The 21,030-nt window shown below is 36.2% G+C and carries 20 protein-coding genes, 1 riboswitch and 1 other annotated feature; of the genes, 19 read left to right on the top strand and 1 reads right to left on the bottom strand.

Annotation, left to right across the window (positions count from 1 at the left end; all coding sequences use genetic code 11):
* Positions 1 to 76 precede the first annotated feature (76 nt).
* On the top strand, positions 77 to 1,093 hold the full coding sequence (locus tag D569_RS0105585; RefSeq protein ID WP_018931417.1) for a phosphotransferase: 1,017 nt from the start codon (positions 77 to 79) through the stop codon (positions 1,091 to 1,093).
* Between the two features lie 4 nt (positions 1,094 to 1,097).
* On the opposite strand, the gene D569_RS23930 is transcribed toward D569_RS0105585, so the two are convergent.
* A complete protein-coding gene (locus D569_RS23930) occupies positions 1,098 to 1,286 on the bottom strand; it encodes a hypothetical protein (RefSeq protein WP_083939002.1) in 189 nt (62 codons plus the stop codon).
* Between the two features lie 430 nt (positions 1,287 to 1,716).
* Positions 1,717 to 1,805: riboswitch (cyclic di-GMP riboswitch) on the top strand.
* Between the two features lie 35 nt (positions 1,806 to 1,840).
* On the opposite strand from D569_RS23930, the gene D569_RS23935 reads away from it, so the two are divergent.
* The 18 genes from D569_RS23935 (at position 1,841) to D569_RS0105680 (ending at position 20,986) form a co-directional block, all read left to right on the top strand.
* Positions 1,841 to 1,975 carry an anti-repressor SinI family protein gene (locus D569_RS23935; RefSeq protein ID WP_018931418.1) on the top strand — a complete coding sequence of 45 codons (135 nt, stop codon included), beginning with the start codon at positions 1,841 to 1,843 and terminating at the stop codon, positions 1,973 to 1,975.
* Positions 1,976 to 2,293: 318 nt separating this feature from the next.
* On the top strand, positions 2,294 to 3,514 hold the full coding sequence (locus D569_RS0105595) for an NAD(P)/FAD-dependent oxidoreductase (protein WP_026287227.1): 1,221 nt from the start codon (positions 2,294 to 2,296) through the stop codon (positions 3,512 to 3,514).
* A gap of 199 nt (positions 3,515 to 3,713) precedes the next feature.
* Positions 3,714 to 4,352 carry an ABC transporter ATP-binding protein gene (locus D569_RS0105605; RefSeq protein WP_018931421.1) on the top strand — a complete coding sequence of 213 codons (639 nt, stop codon included), beginning with the start codon at positions 3,714 to 3,716 and terminating at the stop codon, positions 4,350 to 4,352.
* Positions 4,349 to 5,128 (top strand): ABC transporter permease, encoded by a 780-nt coding sequence (locus D569_RS0105610; RefSeq protein ID WP_018931422.1) that lies wholly within the window; start codon positions 4,349 to 4,351, stop codon positions 5,126 to 5,128. Before D569_RS0105605 ends, D569_RS0105610 begins: the two co-directional genes overlap by 4 nt.
* A gap of 60 nt (positions 5,129 to 5,188) precedes the next feature.
* Positions 5,189 to 5,420 (top strand) — a binding site (T-box leader).
* Positions 5,421 to 5,767: 347 nt separating this feature from the next.
* Positions 5,768 to 8,419 (top strand): valine--tRNA ligase, encoded by a 2,652-nt coding sequence (locus D569_RS0105615; RefSeq protein ID WP_018931423.1) that lies wholly within the window; start codon positions 5,768 to 5,770, stop codon positions 8,417 to 8,419.
* A gap of 341 nt (positions 8,420 to 8,760) precedes the next feature.
* Entirely contained in the window at positions 8,761 to 10,014 is a 1,254-nt protein-coding gene (locus D569_RS0105620) for a bifunctional folylpolyglutamate synthase/dihydrofolate synthase (RefSeq protein WP_018931424.1), read from the top strand.
* A 99-nt stretch (positions 10,015 to 10,113) separates the two neighbouring features.
* On the top strand, positions 10,114 to 10,593 hold the full coding sequence (locus tag D569_RS0105625; RefSeq protein WP_018931425.1) for a type IV pilus modification PilV family protein: 480 nt from the start codon (positions 10,114 to 10,116) through the stop codon (positions 10,591 to 10,593).
* Entirely contained in the window at positions 10,569 to 10,988 is a 420-nt protein-coding gene (locus D569_RS0105630) for a PilW family protein (RefSeq protein WP_018931426.1), read from the top strand. Before D569_RS0105625 ends, D569_RS0105630 begins: the two co-directional genes overlap by 25 nt.
* An 8-nt stretch (positions 10,989 to 10,996) precedes the next feature.
* Positions 10,997 to 12,505, top strand: a complete 1,509-nt coding sequence (locus tag D569_RS0105635; RefSeq protein WP_018931427.1) for a DUF7305 domain-containing protein — start codon at positions 10,997 to 10,999, stop codon at positions 12,503 to 12,505.
* 18 nt (positions 12,506 to 12,523) lie between these two features.
* Positions 12,524 to 14,155: a GspE/PulE family protein gene (locus D569_RS0105640; RefSeq protein ID WP_018931428.1), complete on the top strand. Its 1,632-nt coding sequence runs from the start codon at positions 12,524 to 12,526 to the stop codon at positions 14,153 to 14,155.
* Positions 14,156 to 14,169: 14 nt separating this feature from the next.
* Positions 14,170 to 15,210 carry a type IV pilus twitching motility protein PilT gene (locus tag D569_RS0105645; protein WP_018931429.1) on the top strand — a complete coding sequence of 347 codons (1,041 nt, stop codon included), beginning with the start codon at positions 14,170 to 14,172 and terminating at the stop codon, positions 15,208 to 15,210.
* Between the two features lie 15 nt (positions 15,211 to 15,225).
* Positions 15,226 to 16,428, top strand: coding sequence for a type II secretion system F family protein (locus D569_RS0105650; RefSeq protein WP_018931430.1), 1,203 nt, complete (start codon positions 15,226 to 15,228; stop codon positions 16,426 to 16,428).
* 125 nt (positions 16,429 to 16,553) lie between these two features.
* Positions 16,554 to 16,919: a competence type IV pilus major pilin ComGC gene (locus D569_RS22575; RefSeq protein ID WP_018931431.1), complete on the top strand. Its 366-nt coding sequence runs from the start codon at positions 16,554 to 16,556 to the stop codon at positions 16,917 to 16,919.
* A 105-nt stretch (positions 16,920 to 17,024) separates the two neighbouring features.
* Positions 17,025 to 17,789 carry a prepilin peptidase gene (locus D569_RS0105660; protein WP_018931432.1) on the top strand — a complete coding sequence of 255 codons (765 nt, stop codon included), beginning with the start codon at positions 17,025 to 17,027 and terminating at the stop codon, positions 17,787 to 17,789.
* A 7-nt stretch (positions 17,790 to 17,796) separates the two neighbouring features.
* A complete protein-coding gene (pilM, locus tag D569_RS0105665; protein ID WP_169336432.1) occupies positions 17,797 to 18,765 on the top strand; it encodes a type IV pilus biogenesis protein PilM in 969 nt (322 codons plus the stop codon).
* A gap of 12 nt (positions 18,766 to 18,777) precedes the next feature.
* Complete coding sequence (locus D569_RS0105670) at positions 18,778 to 19,314, top strand: hypothetical protein (RefSeq protein WP_018931434.1); 537 nt, start codon at positions 18,778 to 18,780, stop codon at positions 19,312 to 19,314.
* Positions 19,304 to 19,879 (top strand): type 4a pilus biogenesis protein PilO, encoded by a 576-nt coding sequence (gene pilO, locus D569_RS0105675; RefSeq protein WP_018931435.1) that lies wholly within the window; start codon positions 19,304 to 19,306, stop codon positions 19,877 to 19,879. The genes D569_RS0105670 and pilO overlap by 11 nt, the downstream gene beginning before the upstream one ends.
* 195 nt (positions 19,880 to 20,074) lie before the next feature.
* Positions 20,075 to 20,986: a hypothetical protein gene (locus tag D569_RS0105680; protein WP_018931436.1), complete on the top strand. Its 912-nt coding sequence runs from the start codon at positions 20,075 to 20,077 to the stop codon at positions 20,984 to 20,986.
* The last annotated feature ends 44 nt before the right edge of the window (positions 20,987 to 21,030 follow it).

Below are 21,030 nucleotides of genomic sequence, written 5' to 3' on the forward strand. Positions count from 1 at the left end.
TATCGACTTAGTGAATGCTGAAATTGTTACATTTTGATAGTGTTGTGTTTTTTTACTTTTGAAAGGAGGAAGACAAATGGAGTGGTCACAAATAATCGAAGCATATCAATTACAACCGGAGGAAATTGAACAAGTGACAGAAAGAGTGTTTAAAATAAAGGCAAACTCACAACAGTATGCTTTAAAAAAGTCAAGGTTATATCCAGATGATTTAGGGAGATGGCAAGCGATTCAACAATATATACAACAAAAACAGATATTAGGATTTGTCCCGATTTATTATGCCAAAAATAATCAACCATTTGTAAGAGATCAAGATCAAATTTATTATCTGATGCCATGGGTAGAACAGGATTATACGGATCAGCCTATCGATGAATATGCATCTGTTATTCATGCCATAGGACGTCTACATGCTGCAACGATGGATTATCATCAGATTGCACCATTGAAACAAAATAAAGATGGTATGGACCAGCAATTTCAGCAAGAATTATCCAGCTATCGGGACCAAATGTTAAAGTACGTTCGCTATTTTGAAGCAAAGCGTTTTATGTCCCCTTATGAGTTGCAAATTTGCATGTATTATCGTGATATAGAACAAACATTTAATCAACTAGAAAGATGGCAAGAAATTTATTTAGATGTAATGGAAGAAACAAATGAGATGAAATATACCTTATGTCATGGAAATATCCGACCTTCTCACTATGTGATCACACAAGCAAACACATATTTTTTGAACTGGGAAGATGCATTGATGACATCTCCAACTTATGATTTAGCAAATTATTATCAATATTTATTTCAATTTCATGACTGTGATATGGGGAAAGTGACAGATTCATTTTCTATCTATTGTCGTTATATTGATTTATCGGACTATGAAAAATCTTTATTAGCTTTACAATTACTGTCTCCAGTAAATTGGTTTCATGAAGTATTTACCAGTGTGCAATCATCGAGAAATAAAAATAATGTAAATTGCTCCATCAAAATTGAGCAGGAATATCGTAAGTTATTATTTGGGTTACAGTTACAAGATTTTATTTATAAAACATTAAAGTCAGAGCAATTTGAAGAAACGTATTAGAGCATTATATCCATTCTAATTGAAAAGCGATAAGAATACCAATTAGAATTCCTAACAATAAAACGTCAAAAGTTGTTGGTATAAATATTGTACGTATCCCCTGAAAGATCACGATTGGAAGTGTACATCGTTCACAAATTAATATCCATTCTCGAGCCCAAGGTGGTAAACGGTAACGATAATAACGAGACAAAGTATCACCTCATTCACGATATAATAATTCATTATATTGTAGCTTATGCATTAAAATTGGAATTGTACCCAAAATGAAAGTTTTAATTAAATTCCTTTTAATGGAACACGTAATAAAATTTTTGCAAAATATACCCAAATAATTATATAGTTCAATTTTCTCAAAAATCTATAGATGTGCAGGAATATGATCGATGTATATCGAATATATACTAGATAATAGGTACTATGGATTCGTCAAAATCTATTGTTGTTTTATAGGGGGTGTATGGAGCGGTAGTTTTCTTTTGGAATGATATAAGTTTAACCTAATCGACGAATAAAAAAATAAGGGGCTACTGTTATAGTAACATTTAAGCAAGTGAAATGAATATAAGGGCTTGCATGATACTCTAACTATGGATTCGTACGTTGTATATTCGATAGATAAAATCAGAAAAAGGCAAACCTATTGAGAGATAGGGACGCAAAGTTACAGGTCCGTTTAATACATATGTATTCGGATGGCTGAGCTGCCTGAAATACAGTAGTGTATTTTAGGAGGGGAATACGTTTATGCCAACAAAAGTAAACGTGGATTATGAATGGATTTACTTGATAGCAAAAGCGAAAGCGGAAGGTTACACAGTAGAAGAAGTTCGAGAATTCCTAAAACAGAATAACTGCAAGTCCAACGTGCAACCAAACTAATAATAAAACCCTACAAAATAGGGTTTTTTATTTTTGAGAAAGTATATAACCATAGGTAGCACAACTTTTTTAGAGATTTTTTATGGGATTACATTACATAGTGTTTTCAATAGTTCGTGGTTTGTAGCAACAAAATAATGTACATAAATATTGCATTTTAATTTGGAAAAAATATTAGTTTTTAGATAGGGCTGGTTTATTAGACTGAAAATGACAATTTTGATATACTGACAGCGATCGATATGATACATACAAATCGTTAAAAGGTGAAAACTATCGTAATTAATAATGGCTCTAAAACAAGAAGGGAAGGATTCGATGATAGGAAACAGACCTAAAATAGTTGTACTTGGAGCAGGCTATGCAGGAATGATGACAACCAAACGTTTAACACAACAATTTGCACCAGAAGAAGCAGATATTACATTAGTCAACAAACACAATTATCATTACCAAACAACATGGTTGCATGAAGTAGCTGCAGGAACAATTGATGTCAATCGCTCTCGAATTATGATTTCCGATGTCATTAATACTCGCCACGTGAATTTTATACATGATACAGTGGTGAAAATTAACAAAGAAGCCAAAACAGTTCAACTAGAAAAGGGCGAAATTAATTATGATTATTTAGTAATTGGATTAGGTTTTGAAAAAGCCGCATTTGGTATTCCAGGTATGGAAGAGCATGCTTTTTCGATTCAGACTGTCGACACGAGTCGTATGATTAGAGATCATATTGAATATCAGTTTGCTCGTTATCGTAATCAAAAAAATCCTGATCCAAGTATGCTAACGATCGTTGTAGGTGGTGCTGGTTTCACCGGTATCGAATTTTTAGGTGAGTTAGCAGAACGAATTCCGCTATTATGCAAGAAATATGATGTCCCGCGTCAAGACGTAAGAATCATTGATATTGAAGCAATGCCAACCATTTTACCAAACTTTGATGAAGAATTATTAACTTACGCGAAAGAATCCTTGGAAAACCGTGGTATCGAATTCAAGCTTGGTACCAAGATTAAAGAGGTGAAAGAAGACTCCGTCGTTGTTGGCGAAGATGAAAAAGAAGAAGAAATTAAAGCAAATACCATAGTTTGGACTGGTGGCGTACAAGCTAATCGAATTGTAGGAGAATCAGGTTTTGAACTAACGAAAGGTAAAGTCAATGTAGATGCCACATTACGTGCTCCAGGACATGATGAAGTCTTTATTTTAGGTGATTGTGCCTGGGTGATGAATAACGAAACAGGAAAACCATACCCGCCTACAGCCCAAATTGCCATACAGGAAGCAGATGTTTGCGCGCATAATATTAAAACGATAATTTATGGTGGTACATTACAAGAATTCCAATTTGATGATAAAGGAACAGTAGCATCTTTAGGTGGAAGTGATGCGATGGGAACGGTATTTGATGGCAATAAATTATATGGTATGCAGGCAAAAGTGATGAAAAATGTGATTGATGACCGCTACTTGTTCTTACTAGGTGGGCCAATGCTCGTACTAAAAAAGGGTAAATTCCGTCCGTTTTAACAGAACTATAAAAGAGGAGGAAGTCATATGAAAAATACATTATTTTACACATTGTTAACGGTAGTTGCGACCATTGCATATGTATTTGTTTCTAGGAAAATGGAAGATAAGCGGGATTTTCGCTAATCATTGTGAGCAGATACAATCAGGTGTCTGCTCTATTTACATTACATAGACCTAGTACTTTGGAGGAGATGTCATGTTTTCGATTAAACAATTGGTTTTTAAGGATATACTTACGGTCAATAAATTAGAAATTGAATCAGGTAAAATTTACTGCTTATTTGGAGAAAGTGGCAGTGGTAAATCTACCTTGTTAAAGATGTTTAACAGCATGCTTACTCCTGATCAGGGAACCATTACATATAAAGATCAATCGATCGCAAACTTAGACCCTGTTCAATTAAGAAGAGAAGTAGTAATGCTTGGACAGGACCCCGTAGTTTTTGATGGAACGGTTCGTGATAACCTCTTAATAGGACTGCAATTTGCGGATGAAGCAAATGTCGAAGATCAGGTGTTGATTGATTTATTAAAAGACTTACATTTAACAAAAGATTTGGATGAAGAAGCGGATAAACTATCTGGTGGTGAACAACAAAGGTTAGCATTTGGACGAGTGCTTTTGATGAATGCCGAAGTCTACTTGATGGACGAACCTACATCCGCTCTTGATGAGGAAACGGAAACCGCGATTATGGACTTATTTACAAAGAAAATTCGTGATGAAGGTAAGACGGCAATCATGGTTACACATTCAAAAGAAGTCGCAGAAAAATATAGTGATGAAATTATCTATATGAACGACATAGTAACGAAAGAGGGTGCTCTTTCATGAATGAAATGCTTGAAATTACAATATGGCAGCTCGTTACCGCTTATATTTTTATAGTCATCCTACTTGCGATCGTCCGCTGGCGTAAAATCCCGCGTGAGAAAGAGATCATTATTGCTACACTAAGAATGACGATTCAACTTATATTAGTTGGTTATGTACTCATGTTTATATTTGAAAATGAGAAAATGATTTACTCGATTATCGTCATTATTATCATGGAAACATTTGCTGTTTATAATATTTATAAACGTACGAAACAAACCTTAAGCAGAGAGTTAAAGAAAATTATTGCGGTTGCGATGGTATCTGGTACTTTATTTGCTTTTCTTTATTTTGATTTTATCGTTGTTCAGTTTTCACCATGGTATGATCCCCGTTATTTTATTCCGATTGCAGGTATGTTAATCGGGAACTCTATGACTGGTATTACACTGGGAGTTAGCTCTTTAGTGGAAGGATTCAGCTCACGGAAGAAAGAAGTGGAAGCTGCATTGATGTTAGGAGCGCCACCGAATAAAGCATCACAGGGTATTGTTAATCATGCTTTTGATTCAGCGATCTTACCGACGATCAACAGTATGGTGGGAATGGGGATTGTTTTTTTACCAGGAATGATGACCGGTGTTATTTTATCTGGGGCAGGTCCGATGGATGCGATCAAATATCAAATTGCCATTATGCTTGGTATCACGGGTAGTGTTTCATTGTCCGTAATTTTATTCTTATATTTTGGCTATAAGACGTTTTTTAATAAACATGCACAATTGACATTATAATTAAACTTGACTTCTTTGTTTCCTTTTGGATAAAATAGCATATAATGAATCATAATTATGACAGATGCGATGATGAGGAGGAGTACTTCACACTGTTCGCTAGAGAGGGAGACCCACAGGCTGAAAGGTTTTCTCGAAAAAAGGTGAAGGAAGGTAGTCTCTGATGCAGCTTTACTGAACATGAAAAGTAGGTAAAAGCCGGTGAAATCCGTTATCTTCTGCTAAGCGTATAAGTGATAGTACTTATAAACAAAGGTGGCACCGCGGAAACCCAATCCTTTTCGTCCTTTACACAAGGCCGGAAAGGATTTTTTTATGTCGCAGTGGAGTGGATCTGCAAGCATATAATACGAGATAAAGTGGATCCGAGGTGAATTTGGGATAAGCGTGGACATTTGTTCCGCTATTTGTGCCAAAAGTGCTGTTTTTAGGGTGGTCGCGGACATCTATTCCGCTATTCATCGTAAATGGTGCTCATTTAAGCCAAAATGAACGAAATAAGGAATTCAATGTCCGCTAACATCGAAAACAGGTGATTTTCAGTCAAATAACGCACTAAATGTCCGCATCAAGACAAATTTTCACTAATTCGCAGTAGTTATCTATGATTACCGTTAGTAAATATAAGGAGGAATAAGCATGTCAGAACAACAGGAAGTTAATTTACCGCCAAAGTATGATCCAACTGCAGTTGAGAAGGGGCGTTATAACACTTGGGTAGAAGGGAAGTATTTTGAGGCAGAACGTAACACAGATAAGGAACCTTTTACGATCGTAATCCCGCCACCAAACGTAACCGGTAAATTACACATCGGTCATGCATGGGATACGACACTACAGGATATCATCACAAGAATAAAAAGAATGCAAGGCTATGATGTTCTCTACTTACCAGGAATGGACCATGCCGGTATCGCAACTCAATCAAAAGTAGAAGCAAAACTACGTGAAGAAGGTATATCTCGATATGATTTAGGCAGGGAGAAATTCCTCGACAAAGCATGGGACTGGAAAGAAGAATACGCTGGCTTTATTCGCGAACAATGGGCAAAATTAGGACTAGGTTTAGATTATTCACGCGAACGATTCACTTTAGATGAAGGTTTATCAGAAGCAGTAAAAGAAGTATTTGTTACATTGTATGAAAAAGGGCTTATCTATCGTGGAGAGTATATAATTAATTGGGATCCCGCAACAAAGACTGCTCTTTCTGATATTGAAGTAATCTATAAGGATGTGCAAGGCCATTTCTATCATATGAAATATCCTTTAGCAGATGGATCCGGACATATTGAAGTAGCTACAACGAGACCAGAAACGATGCTTGGTGATACAGCAGTCGCTGTACATCCAGATGACGAAAGATATCAAGATTTAATAGGTAAGAAAGTTAAGCTTCCCATTGTTGGTCGAGAAATTGAAATTGTAGCTGATGATTATGTGGATATGGAATTTGGTTCAGGTGCTGTAAAAATAACACCTGCTCACGATCCAAATGACTTTGAAATTGGTAATCGCCATAACCTTGAACGTGTACTTGTGATGAACGAAGACGGTACAATGAATGAGAATGCTGGTAAATATCAAGGCATGGATCGGTTTGCATGTCGTAAACAGATCGTCAAAGACCTTCAAGATCAAGGGGTTCTGTTCAACATTGAAGAACATATGCATTCAGTGGGTCACTCGGAACGAAGCGATGCAGTGGTCGAACCATATTTGTCGACACAATGGTTTGTTGACATGCAGCCATTGGCAGATGCTGCGATTGAACTTCAAAAAGCTTCTGATGATAAAAAAGTACATTTTGTACCGGATCGTTTCGAAAAAACATATCTCAGATGGATGGAAAATATCCGTGACTGGTGTATATCTAGACAATTGTGGTGGGGACACCGGATTCCTGCCTGGTATCATAAAGAAACAGGTGAAATGTATGTAGGTAAGGAAGCACCTGCAGATATCGAAAACTGGGAACAAGATCAAGATGTATTGGATACTTGGTTTTCCTCAGCGTTATGGCCATTCTCTACATTAAACTGGCCAAATACAGAGGATGAAGATTTTAAGCATTTCTTCCCAACCAATGTACTAGTAACCGGATATGATATTATCTTTTTCTGGGTATCTCGGATGATTTTCCAATCGGTTGAGTTTAATGATCAACGTCCGTTTAAAGACGTATTGATTCATGGGTTAGTTCGAGATGCAGAAGGTCGCAAAATGAGTAAATCACTAGGTAATGGTGTTGATCCTATGGAAGTGATTGATAAGTACGGAGCAGACTCCTTGCGTTACTTCTTAGCAACAGGATCAAGTCCTGGCCAGGATCTCCGTTTCCAGTGGGAAAAGGTAGAATCGACTTGGAACTTTGTTAATAAAATATGGAATGCTTCACGTTTTGCTTTAATGAACATGGATGGCTTAAGGTATGAGGAGATTGATTTAACTGGCAAAAAATCCGTAGCGGATGAATGGATTTTGACAAGACTAAACGAAACGATAGAACAAGTAACACGTCACGTGGATAAATATGACTTTGGTGAGGCAGGACGTTACCTTTATAACTTTATTTGGGATGACTTCTGTGACTGGTATATTGAAATGGCGAAATTACCGCTTTATGGAGAAGATGAGCAAGCAAAGCTAACGACACGCTCGATTTTAGCGTATGTGTTAGATCATACGATGCGCATGCTTCATCCATTTATGCCATTTGTGACAGAAGAAATCTGGCAACAGTTGCCTCACAAAGATGAATCTATTGTACGTGCGGCATGGCCAACAGCAGATAATCAATTATCTAATGAAGCATCATCCGAAGTGATGAAGCAATTAGTGGCGATTATTCGTTCTGTCCGTAATATCCGTGCCGAAGTGGACACACCGATGTCGAAAGAAATTCCTATCATCGTTCAAGCTAATGATGAAGCGGTGAAAAAACAATTAGAAATTAACCGTGTATATATAGATCGCTTCTGTAATCCGAGTGAATTAACAATTGATACAAACGTTGCGGTGCCAGACAAAGCAATGTCTGCCGTTGTTACTGGTGCGGAGCTATTCTTACCATTAGAAGGTTTGATCGACATTGACAAAGAGCTTACACGTCTTCAAGGAGAATTGGATAAATTAAACAAAGAAGTAGATCGCGTTGATAAGAAATTGGCGAATGAAGGATTTGTTAGCAAAGCTCCTGCACATGTAGTAGAGGCAGAAAAAGAAAAGCAAAAAGATTACATGGAGAAGAGAGAGAAAGTACAAGCGCGAATTGAAGAACTTCAGAAATAACTAAAGCAGAGGCTGTCATTGGCAGCCTCTCTTTTTCACAACCACAAACAAATAAAATACGTCAACTGAGAACTTTGATTTGATTTAGATAACTGCTTAGTTCAATCTGGACATTTGTTCCGCTATTTGTGATAAAACTGGCGTTTATAGGCTGTTCTCGGACATCTATTCCGCTATTCATCGAAAATAATACTCATTTTAACCAAAAATATCTAAATAAAGGATTAAATGTCCGCCAATATTGAAAAATGGGCGTAATTCTGTCAAATAACGCACTGAATGTCCGCTCAACAAATATTAGTTCATCGTTTTGTTTAAATAATTAAAAGGATGTTGATTTTATGATGGAATCTTTACAGGATTTGGAACAATTTTTTGCATCAAGACGAACGTTAGGAATAAAGCCTGGGTTGGAGCGATTGGATTATTTATTAGAAAAAGTGAATCATCCGCAAAAGTCAATACCAACTATCCATATTGCCGGTACGAATGGGAAAGGTTCTACTTTGACCTATTTAAAAGAAGTGTTAATGGAGGGTGGATATACTGTCGGGACTTTTCAGTCACCAGGTCTTCCTACGATTTTGGATCATATGGCAATTAACAATCGAACTATTACAGCGCAGGAATTTATTGATATTCTTCATCCGCTTTTGCCTATTATTGAAGAAATGGATCAACAAAACTTAGCTCCGTCTGAATATGAGATATTAATGATTATTACACTATTATTTCTCCAAGATAACATCGATATTGCTGTAATCGAAGCCGCTATGGGAGGCCGAGAGGACATAACCAATAGAGTCGAGCCGCTTGTAACGATTATTACAAGTATTGGATTTGATCATACAAGCTTTCTCGGTAATACACTAAAAGACATTGCTGCTCATAAGGCTGGAATTATCAAGGGAAAAGTGCCAATTATATCTGGTGATTTAGTCGATGAAGCTTTGCAAGTTGTGAAAGAAGAAGCTCGTAAGCAAAGCGCGCCCTTGTATTTATATGGCAAAGAGTTTTGGACTGAGGAAATAGATCGGAATCATTTCCACTGGAATAATGGTTCTAAGTATTATGTTATGAATCTTTCGATGAAAGGACGTCACCAAATAATGAATGCTTCTTTAGCTATACAAGCGTTGAATCTTTTACAAGATAATGGATTTAATATTGATGACATAGCGGTGAAAAGAGGTTTGTCTCAAGCAAAACTACCCAATCGAATGGAAATCATTAAAGAACATCCAAAGATTATTGCTGATGGTGCACATAATGTCCAAAGCGTTAACAAATTAGTAGAAACGATCCAAGAAGAAAGAATAGAAGGTCGTGTCAAAGTCTTGTTCAGTGCCTTTCGAGATAAAGAGATTACCGTGATGTTGAAGGAATTAGCAAAACTAACAGACGAGATTATCGTGACAACCTTCAATCACCCAAGAGTATTATCTGAGGAAGAACTACCAGATCATATCATTTATATAGAAAACGCTAGACAAGCGCTGAATAAATTATTAGCTACTAGTAATCCAAATGATCTAATATTGATTACAGGCTCACTTCATTTTGTCGAATACGCAAAAAAATTAGTTCAAAAGTAATGCGAAATCGGCATTTCTTAGTAAAAATAGTATTGTTCTTTATTATGGAAACAAGTATAATGAGTTTAACAAAAGGTTAATTGAAGGAAGGGGAGATAAATGGAAATTTACAACAGATTTTATAGTGAAAAAGGCTTTACATTAATCGAAATTCTTGCTTCGATTGTAATCCTCACCATTATCTCCCTAGGTTTTTTAGCCCTATTCACCTATGCTTCAAAGTCAAATAGTGAATCCGAAAATATTATCGATGGTAATGCTATTGCCCAAACAGCAATGGAAAACATCTATGATCTCAGTAGAGAATCCTCTATTGATCAAACGATCACGCAGTTAGAAAATGATACTTATCAGATAATTAGTACTAGTGATCAATTTTATCATTTACGCAAGCAAGATAGTCATTATTACATAGACGTAGAGTTAAAAGAAGATAATGAAGCTTCTAGTTTTTGGTTAGTCTCAGTCCAAGTTATTGACAAAAGAAACAATGAAAAGCGTGTAACCCAAATAGAATCTGGTTATATATGGTGTATAGAGAGGTTTGGTAATCGATGTTCAACAATCAACGAGGAGTGACATTAGTTGAATTACTTACCACGATTACGTTACTTTCAATAGTTTTAGCCTTAATCGGCTCTATTCATCTATTCTCTCAAAAGCAATTTATTCATCAATCAGAACAAGTTAACCAGCAATCAGAGATAAGAAACGCAATCACTGAAATAAGTAGGCAAATTAGGATAACTCCTAGTGATCAAATATCCGTTTCTGACAATACGTTAACGATTAATCATATCCAATACCGATTAGAAGGAAATCAGCTGCTGAGAAATCGAAGTGTTCTAGCAGAAAACATAGCCAGATTCTCCATTTCATTAGATGGATCGAAACTAAAGATCAATATAGAATCGGAACAAACGATTTTGAAGGATATAACTGCTTTAGAAACGACGCTAACATTAAGAGAGTAGGTGTATGGATGCAGAAGCGATACAATTATTTAGCAAACGAAAACGGTATTGGCTTAGTAATGGTGATGATGCTACTAGTCGTAATCTCTTTATTAGCTATCACGATTTTGTCCGTTTCTGCAGGCCAGTTAACATTAGCGACTAAAGATCGTTCTTTCCATTCCAGCTTTTATCTTGCAGAGGCAGGCTTAAACAAAACAGTGGCTGAAATTTATGATCAAGTTGATCACTTATATGCGTTGAGTCAAAATGAAGGAACTTTTTTTCAACAATTGGAAGATGCAATTATAAAAGATCAAGAATTAGTAGACCTTTCGTTCTCTAAACAGTATAGAAATGACCCAGAGGTGAATGTTAGTGTTTCGAGAATTTCTGATGAGAATCCTAGAACTTATGTGATTGAATCAGTAGGAAGTGTCAATGGTTCCGAGCGAACGGTGAAAACTAATGTGGAAGTACGATGGGACAAGACAACACCGATTGAAATACCGGATAATTTGGTTGCTTATACAGGGATTTTAAGTGCCAAACAGTGTGGAACCCCCCAAGCAAAATTTGCAGAAGGGGCGCAACTAAATGGAGATTATGGAACATCCTGTATCTCAGAAGGAGCAGTAGAATTTACTGGTGGTTCAAGTTTGAATGGAAATACAATTTATATCCCGACAGAAGCAGATGATTCTATTATAAAGAGGAATAATTATCACAATGAAATTCCTCCACTGTCAACTAATAATCATGTGTTAGCTGCAGAATCAATTCGTCAGTTATTTGAAAATTTTCCCACCATCCCTAGTTATGCCACTCCGGATAATGAAACGGTAGGTGATCAATACAATCACCATCAAGTCATTGAGAATGGTAATATAAATATTACCCATTATCAAGCAGATAATTATATATTTGAGTTGAATGATAATGCTTCCTTTCAAGATATTAACGTTTCGGGCAATCGTCAATTGTACATTGATACAAATGGTGTAGATCGAGAAATTACCGTTAATCATTTGAATCTGGCAAACGGGCATATCTCTATATCTAACGGAGGACAATTAACCGTTTATGTGCAGGGAAGTATCACGTTTGGTTCCGGTAGCACATTTAATGCAGATGGTGCTTCAGAGGATTTGCATCTATTTTTGGCTGGGGCGAATAAGCAATTCACATTAGCAGGTAATCAAAAAGTAAATGGACATATTTTTGCTGAAGATGCATCGATAACTCTGACAGCTAGCGGCGGTTTTGATGGATCGATTATCACTGGCGGTAGCAAGGTTGAGTTAAGTGGTGGTACGTATAATGAATCACTTATTCTTGCGCCTTACGCTGAGGTATTAGCTACTGCTGGTTCAGAAGTGTTTGGAACTATCATTTCCGATCGCTTGACCGTTTCTGGGGGAGCAACCTTCACATACCGAAAGATTGATGTAGATCATTTACCTGTACCTAATTATTCTGGAAGTGATAGCGTACCTGAAGATGCCTATAAGAAAGGACAAACATTAGAAAAAGATTAGTAGAAAGTGGGTGTAAACATGGCTATTCCATTCAAAAAACAAAAATTAGGTGAGCTTCTAAAACAGTCCAAGCTAATTACCGAAGAAGAAATTCTCCAGGTCTTAGCTGATAAAAAAGAGGGACAGAAATTGGGGGATGCCTTATTAGAACAAGGTTATATTTCAGAAAAACAATTAATAGATGTACTAGAAGAACAGTTAGGAATAGATTCTGTCTCTCTTTATCTTTATCCGCTTAAAGAGCAGGTTCTTGATTTGGTTTCTAAGGATTTTGCAAGAGAACATATTTTAATTCCTATTGATCAAGAAGAAAACAAGCTAACAGTTGCCATGCATGATCCCATCGATTATTTCGCAATTGATGATTTAGAGTTGGCTACCGGATTTCAAATAAAACCGGTAATTGCTACTAGAGATGATATTTTGCAAGCAATTAACAAATATTACGATCAAAATGACTCTATCTATCAACAGCAATCTAATGTTGAGGAAGATGCACCTGCTGTTCGGATTATGGATGAAATCCTTCAGACAGGTGTTACGTTGAAGGCTAGTGATATACATATTGATCCAAATGAACAGCAAGTTAATATTCGTTATCGAGTTGACGGTATCTTACGAACAGAAAAGAAATTACAAAAGTCTTTACAAAGTGCTGTTACCGCAAGGACTAAAATTTTAGCCAATCTTAATATAACAGAGTCTCGGTTGCCTCAAGATGGAAGAGTTCGAATAATGATAGATAACCGTCCGATTGATTTACGTGTATCCACTTTGCCGACTGTTTTTGGAGAGAAGATTGTTATCCGGATTTTAGATTTGATGAATGCCTTTAAACACTTATCTGAATTAGATTTTTCAGAGAGAAATAAACAAAAATATGAAATGGTGTTGAAACAGCCATCTGGTTTAATTTTGCTAACTGGACCAACTGGCTCTGGTAAAACGACAACCCTTTATGCATCTATTAATGAGTTAAATCATGATGATGTCAACATTATTACGGTAGAGGATCCGGTTGAATATCAAATTGACGGAGTTAATCAAGTTCAAGTTAATAATGCCATTGGCCTTACTTTCGCGAACGGACTGCGTTCGATATTGAGACAGGATCCTAATATAATCATGGTTGGAGAAATCCGTGACAAAGAGACTGCTGAAATAGCGATTCGATCCGCATTAACTGGCCATCTCGTGTTTAGTACGTTACACACCAATAGTGCGATAGCAGCAATTCCTCGTTTATTTGATATGGAAATTGAGCCCTATTTAGTTGTCTCGTCTTTAACAGCTATTATGGCCCAACGCTTAGTGAAAGTAATTTGCCCGGATTGTAAATCTGAACGTCCGGTAACTAAAATGGAACAAGAACTTTTCCAAAAACATGATATAGAAATCGAAACAATCAGTGAAGGAGCAGGATGTAATTCGTGTAGAGGTACTGGTTATAAAGGACGAATAGCCATTCATGAATTATTAGTAATCAACAACAAAATTAGATATTTCATGATGAATCGATATAGTATGACTGAAATTCGCGATTACGCTCGTCAACATGGTATGCTTTTTTTATTAGATGATGGACTTCACAAAGTGAAAAAAGGGAAAACAACGATGGAAGAAGTGTTAAGGGTTGTAGCGGAAGACTAATCTAGGAGGACGTTATGAAACTATTAGAAGACTTGTTAAAAGCTGCACATGAACGAAAAGCTTCAGATCTACATCTCACAGTGGGAACTAAACCTGTCTATCGGGTGAATGGAGCCTTAAAAAGCTTTCATGATTTTACTATCAGACCTGATGATACAGAGTATATAGCGAAAGAAATATTAACCGATGAACTATGGAATAAATTACATAAGGATAAAGAAATAGATTTATCGTATAGTATAAGTGGCGTATCTCGATTCAGAGTAAACATTTACTTTCAACGTGGATGTATTTCGTTAGCTTTTCGGACGATTCCCCGTGAAATACCAACTATTGAGGGACTTCAGTTACCGGACTCTCTAAAATCACTTATGGAGAAAGAACATGGCTTAGTATTAGTTACAGGACCTACCGGGAGTGGAAAAACCAGTACTTTAGCAGCGTTAGTAAACTATATGAATCAAACAATGAATCGACATATTATTACACTGGAAGATCCGATTGAATACTTACACGCACATAATCAGTCTATTATTGACCAGAGGGAAATTGGCTTGGATGCGAAAAATTTCAAAAGTGGTCTTCGAGCTTGCTTGCGTCAAGATCCAGATGTCATTTTAGTAGGAGAGTTGCGAGATTTAGAAACGATTTCTATTGCGATAACAGCAGCGGAGACAGGTCATCTCGTATTGGGGACTCTGCATACTAGTGGTGTCACTTCTACAGTTAATAGAATCATAGATGTTTTTCCACCAGCACAAAAACAACAAATACGAATTCAGTTAGCAAGTGTATTGCAAGCTGTTATCTCTCAACGTTTATTTCCTACAATTGATAATGCTAGTCGTATTGCAGCTACAGAGATTTTAGTGAACAATGCAGCGATTCAAAATTTAATTCGTAATGAAAAAGTGCATCAAATACCAAATATTATTCAAACATCGCGTGAAATGGGGATGCATAGTTTTCAACAAGATATTAGACGATTAGTCACTAAAGGACATCTGTCAAGAGATGTAGTTAAAGCATATCTCTCTGAGGTTGATTTTCATTAGGATTGAGGTGTTTCCGTGCTGTACTATCGATATAAAGGTAGGAACTTGCAAGGTAAATTTAAAAAAGGAAAATTAAAAGCTGAATCGGAAAAAGAAGTGATTCGATTGTTGGAACAAGATGGGATAACCGTATTTGAAATTAAACCGTTAGACTCCTTTTTATATAAAGATATCACCATTGGCAAACCGATCAAACTCCGGGAATTTGTTTTATTTTTACGACAGTTTGCAACCCTTATTGAGTCAGGAATATCGATTATTGAATCGATTCAGATTCTGGCTAAGCAAACAGGAAATAAGGCTTTTTCACAGACATTAATGCAAGTAGACGAAGACTTACAAGAAGGGATTGGTTTATCTGAAGCAATGAAAGAGCATCGTTCGTTCTTTCCTGATCTGCTAACAAGAATGGTGAGTGCAGGAGAAATAAGTGGTAATTTAGATGAAATATTAAATAATATGGCAAATTATTATGAGAAACAGTATCAACTAAAACAAAAAATTAAAACTGCATTAGCTTATCCGATTTTTGTTAGTATCTTCGCCATTTTCATCACCCTATTTTTATTAGTTTATATTGTACCGATTTTTACCGATTTGTTCGCCTCTTTTGGAGAAGAATTACCAATTTATACTTCACTAGTTTTACATATCAGTGAGTTTGTCAAAGACACGTGGTGGATTATGCTACTATTGTTGTTAGTCTGCTTCTTAGTAATGAAATCGATGATGCGATCAGATCAGATAGCATATCAAATAGATGTGATTAAATTAAAGTTGCCAATTATCGGCCCATTTCTTCAAAAATCACAATTAACGAGAATGTCCCAGACAATGAGTACACTGTTAAATAGTTCTGTACCTATTTTGCAATCAGTGAACATTACCGAAAAGATAGTGGAGAACCGATTAATCTCTTCTGTTCTGACGAAAAGCTATGTAGCTTTAGAAAGGGGAGAATCAATGGCAAGTGCAATGCAGACACATTCTATTATCCCACCGATGGTAGTTCAAATGATTGCTGTGGGAGAACGTACAGGTTCACTGGATAAAATGTTGCATAAAATTGCTGATTTCTATGAGAAAGACTTAGACGAAGCCTCCGATAAATTAAAAGCTCTCATTGAACCATTATTGATCGTGATTCTTTCGGTAATAGTAGGTGCAATAGTCCTAGCAATTGTAGTCCCAATGTTTACTATTTTTGATTTGTTATAACTTCTAAAAGTCGCAAAAATATACTGTATAATTCGATGTATTATAGTATAATAGTCTCAAGATGTAAAGAAGATATTTCCAAAAATAGACTTTAGAAATATAAAGCAATAGAAAGGAGAAGAGAAATGAGAGAAATATGGAAAAAATGGAATAAGGAAGATGGTTTTACATTAGTGGAATTGTTGGCAGTGATTGTGATTTTAGGTATTATTGTTGCTATTGCTGTCCCAGCGATTGGAAGTATTATCGATAGAGCTGAGGAAGGTGCTCAAGAAGCAGAGACAGAATTAATCGAAAATGCTGCACGATTGGCATTAATTGCAGCTCAAGCAGACGGTGAAGAAGCAGAGTGGGTATTTGGTGGTGGGGATCAACCAAATATAACAGTACAAGAATTACTAGATAATGGATATCTGGAAACTGATGATCCGCCAAGTGGTAGACTTACATATGTTGAAGGAACTACATTTACCTTTGAACATGACGAATAGATCTTTAAAGAGATTTAAAGTGCAAGAAATTCTCAACAGCCGGAATATGGACTACTGAAATATTCCGGTTTCATTTTAACCAAGCCTTAAAATAGGAGTTAGCAGATGGATATTGTATATAGTGGAGTAAGCTTTGTCTTTGGATTAATTTTAGGTTCTTTTTATAATGTAGTCGGTCTTAGAATTCCACAACATACGTTTTTATCCTCATCACGTTCTGCATGTCCAGCATGTAACCAGACATTAAGGTGGTATGAATTAATACCTGTTCTTTCCTTTATCTTGCAAAAAGGCAAGTGCCGGAACTGTCAGCAGCCAATTTCTATTCTTTATCCATTGGTGGAGTTGCTTACAGGGATTGGCTTTCTGCTGAGCTATTTGCATTTAGGATTATCATTAGATTTATGGATCACATTTAGTTTAATTAGTTTATTCTCCATTGTCTTAGTAACAGACCTTCGTTTTATGCTCATCCCTAATAAAATTTTACTATGCTTCTTGCCTGTCTTTATTCTGTTTCGAGTGTTGCAACCTCTTGAACCATGGTGGTCTAGTATTACTGGGGCGATAGCAGGTTACGGTCTTCTTGCACTTATTATTATAGTCAGCAGAGGTGGTATGGGAGCAGGAGACATGAAATTACTAGGTTTATTAGGCATAATACTAGGCTTTCCTTACATATTACTTGCTTTTTTTATCGCAACAATTATTGGATTATTATCTAGTATGATTATGATGTTGAAAAGTGGATTTAAAGCAAAACAGGAAGTACCGTTCGGCCCAGCGATAATCCTGGGGGCTCTTATAACGTTTCTTTTCGGTGATCATCTCGTGGAAGCCTACCTTAATCTGATTTGGTATGGAAAGTAGAAAGAAGGTGAGTATCATTTTTCAAAATAAGCATGTACACCTAGTTATATATGACCGTTATCTTCGGTATATCGTATCCAAAAAGAATCGGTTAGAGGATATCGTAGATTCAGGAGAACTTCTGTTAAAGGAAGGTTTAATAAAAGACGGAAGGATAATGGATAAAGAGGGGTTCCATTATCATCTGGAACGCATTGTGAAACAGAAGAAGTGGAAAAGGGCAAACATTTCATTTATAGTTTCTGATGGATTTGTTGCAATTCGCCATCATCAGATTCCTGCAGGGTTAAAGAAAGAGGAAACGAAAGCAGTTCTACAAAGAGAAGCTAAAGACCAGCTTCGATTACCTTTTCAAGATCCAATCATTGATTTTGGTCTGATCAAAAAGCTCGAAACGACAAATGAAATACTTGTTTTTGCTTATCCGAGAGATGTATTAAATCCATATCTAGCAGTGATGGAAGCTGTACAATTAAAACCAGTTATTGCTGACGTATCCTCTCTTGCTTTATCGAGGGTTTATCAGCAGTTTGTTACCGATAGAACAGATGAGCAAGATACACTTATCATGCAATGGGGAAAAGACGGATTGGTCCTTGCGGCTTTCGAACATGGACTAATCGTTTTCTCCAGACATGTTCCATCTCCAACAGATGAACGAATGTGGTCATGGAGCTTTGAACGAAATAAATTAGAATGGAATGGCAGTGAAGAAGATTTACAGGAATTAATGGATACTCATCTATTAACCATTGAACGATTTCTTGATTTCTATCGATATTCTGTTCAAAACGGTGATAAAGCGATTGGGAAAATTGTCATAGCAGGAGATTTTCCGTTTCTCGACTTAGCGATTCAATTATTAAGTGAACAGACTAAAGTACCTGTAATAGAACTGAGGAAATATTTGCCGAAAACTATCTCAGTAGAGTTTAGTGATTTAGCTGGGCTTCTTTTAAGAGGGAATTCTAAATAATAGGGTGATCAGATGCAGTTAAATTTTATAGAACATAAAGCTTTTAACCTTACACCATATATCTTAATTGTCCTTGCTTTTATAGGCTTAATCGTTTCTGTTTGGTTTGTAATGGTTCCTTATATTTCTTTAAAGAATGAGGTAAGTTCGATGGAAGAGCAATTCGAGATTAATGGGGAAGCGGAATCAGAAGCATTGCAATTAGAAAAACTGGTCGAACAACATGAGCAATTATCAGACTATATATCAAATATTGAAGAAGGGTTAATCGATCATATTGCATTAGTCGATCAATTGATTGCCTTTCTACCAAACAGTAGTAGGATAGAACATCTTCATTACATACAAGATGAATCGATTGAGGTAACAATGAGTTCAGCAAGGTTTAAAGATATAGCGATATATAACGAATCATTAACCTCTCAGCCATATGTAACAGATGTTAGCTTTCGGTTTATGGAACGTTCAAATGAGGGAGACTTTCAAGCGACATATCTGATTGTAATTAATTCGGATAAGTGGATGGAGGTGGTGCAGCATGACGATTAAATGGACGCGCATCACACTTTTCTGGTTGATTATGATTGTATTATTTGTTGTTAGTATTTATTTTGTCGGTAAACTATATTTGCTTGCCCCTTTAGAGAACAAGAAAACAAGTATAGAGCAAAAAGTCGATACACAGACAATGTATATTGAAAATGCAGAAATGTGGCAAGAAACGGTTTCCGGGATATCAACAGAAACGTTACACAAGCTGCCAATTACAAAGGGTAATAATCAAATCGTGAGAATGATGGATCAAGCTGTAAAGGATTCTGGTTTAACCATTGAGCAAATTTCAGTAGAAGAAAAATCAGCTGAAGAAGGTGATAACCTGCATAGCCTGATGTATCAAGTAGAAGGAATAGCGCCATCATATGAGTCATTTCAGCAATTTGTAACACAGATAATCGCAAATGAACGTATCATAGAAATATTTGAATTGAGCATTGACCGTGAAGATAAAACAGAAGCAGCTTTTCAATTTAACATCCAATTTTATGCATTTTACGCTCCCGATTTAAAAAAACTCGAATTAGAAATAACGAATAAAGAAAAAAGCACTCCTTAATGGAAGTGCTTTTTTTATATCTATCGATTTAGCGGTGTTTGATAATATATTTAGAATCTGTATGCTTATCTCGTTTTTTTATACTATCTGTCACATTTTGATGAACGCTTTTTTGATAGTACTGACAAAAGTCGCCTTACATCTCATAATAGATATGATAGGGTGATAGAAAAGGATTTGAAACGAGGGATTACCGTGGATAATAAAAAGCAAATTTCAGTTCAAATCAACCAGAATAAAAACAGTTCAACTAAGCATAATGCTACCAATCAATCCACATTAGAAGACTACATCAGAGAAAATCATCATCCAATGATGGATGATGATCAAGTATTTAAACGTAAATATACCCCAGACTCCAGTGCATTTAATCATTCTAAAAAGCCATCCTTTTGGTCGAAGTATAAATCATTCATTATTTCAGCTTGTACAGCTATAGTAATAGGATCTTTTCTAGGACTCATGATGTTGAATATTTTTGTGGATCTGGACCCGGAAGAGGTAGCCTTTGAGCAAAATACTTCTAACGACCAAGCGGTTAGTGCTACAAGTGATCAGTCAGATGAGAAAGACAATACTACTGCCAATGCACAAGAAGGAGAGGCTTTTCAAAGCCAAGCTTTTAATTTTTTCGTTACTCAGGCAGGAGTGTTTACAAATCAGAGTGCAGCACAACAATTAGTTCAAGAGTTACAAGAAGACCAAATAGAGAGTATGGTTTGGTCTCGTGATGAAAATTTTCATGTTTTTGTTGGCTTAAAGTCTACGCATGAAGCATCGAAGCAATTCACAAGCAGTGCTTTTCCTAGTAATTATGAATTGTATGGTGGAAAGGAATGGCATATTGATTCTGCTTCGATCTCGCTTTCTGAAGAAGAAAAGGATTGGTTAACAGGTCTAGAAAGTCTATTAGCTCAAATGATCGAAGGGGGGATGGAGGAGGAAGCGATTGATCAATGGTTGGCTGATGAGCCATCTGCTGTATCTGAAGAGGTCCAAGCAATAAGCACAGAGGTAGAGTCGATAAAAACAACAGAAGATGAACAAGCCAGCCAGGTAGCTTTATTAAAAATATTAAATCAATATGAAAATATCGCAAATGAGTAATTTTGTTTTTTCATATTCTAGTGGTAGCAAGTTTTGCTTTTTTC

This window comes from Gracilibacillus lacisalsi DSM 19029, from assembly GCF_000377765.1.
GTDB lineage: Bacteria > Bacillota > Bacilli > Bacillales > Amphibacillaceae > Gracilibacillus > Gracilibacillus lacisalsi.

Excerpts from the sequence above, each read along its gene's own strand:
- D569_RS0105645 (WP_018931429.1), top strand. The coding sequence starts at position 14,170 with ATGAAACTATTAGAAGACTTGTTAAAAGCTGCACATGAACGAAAAGCT.
- D569_RS0105605 (WP_018931421.1), top strand. The coding sequence starts at position 3,714 with ATGTTTTCGATTAAACAATTGGTTTTTAAGGATATACTTACGGTCAAT.
- D569_RS0105660 (WP_018931432.1), top strand. The coding sequence starts at position 17,025 with ATGGATATTGTATATAGTGGAGTAAGCTTTGTCTTTGGATTAATTTTA.
- D569_RS0105625 (WP_018931425.1), top strand. The coding sequence starts at position 10,114 with ATGGAAATTTACAACAGATTTTATAGTGAAAAAGGCTTTACATTAATC.
- D569_RS0105670 (WP_018931434.1), top strand. The coding sequence starts at position 18,778 with ATGCAGTTAAATTTTATAGAACATAAAGCTTTTAACCTTACACCATAT.
- D569_RS0105615 (WP_018931423.1), top strand. The coding sequence starts at position 5,768 with ATGTCAGAACAACAGGAAGTTAATTTACCGCCAAAGTATGATCCAACT.
- D569_RS0105595 (WP_026287227.1), top strand. The coding sequence starts at position 2,294 with ATGATAGGAAACAGACCTAAAATAGTTGTACTTGGAGCAGGCTATGCA.
- D569_RS0105585 (WP_018931417.1), top strand. The coding sequence starts at position 77 with ATGGAGTGGTCACAAATAATCGAAGCATATCAATTACAACCGGAGGAA.
- D569_RS0105620 (WP_018931424.1), top strand. The coding sequence starts at position 8,761 with ATGATGGAATCTTTACAGGATTTGGAACAATTTTTTGCATCAAGACGA.
- D569_RS0105640 (WP_018931428.1), top strand. The coding sequence starts at position 12,524 with ATGGCTATTCCATTCAAAAAACAAAAATTAGGTGAGCTTCTAAAACAG.
- pilO (WP_018931435.1), top strand. The coding sequence starts at position 19,304 with ATGACGATTAAATGGACGCGCATCACACTTTTCTGGTTGATTATGATT.
- D569_RS23935 (WP_018931418.1), top strand. The coding sequence starts at position 1,841 with ATGCCAACAAAAGTAAACGTGGATTATGAATGGATTTACTTGATAGCA.
- D569_RS0105635 (WP_018931427.1), top strand. The coding sequence starts at position 10,997 with ATGCAGAAGCGATACAATTATTTAGCAAACGAAAACGGTATTGGCTTA.
- D569_RS0105610 (WP_018931422.1), top strand. The coding sequence starts at position 4,349 with ATGAATGAAATGCTTGAAATTACAATATGGCAGCTCGTTACCGCTTAT.
- D569_RS0105630 (WP_018931426.1), top strand. The coding sequence starts at position 10,569 with ATGTTCAACAATCAACGAGGAGTGACATTAGTTGAATTACTTACCACG.
- D569_RS22575 (WP_018931431.1), top strand. The coding sequence starts at position 16,554 with ATGAGAGAAATATGGAAAAAATGGAATAAGGAAGATGGTTTTACATTA.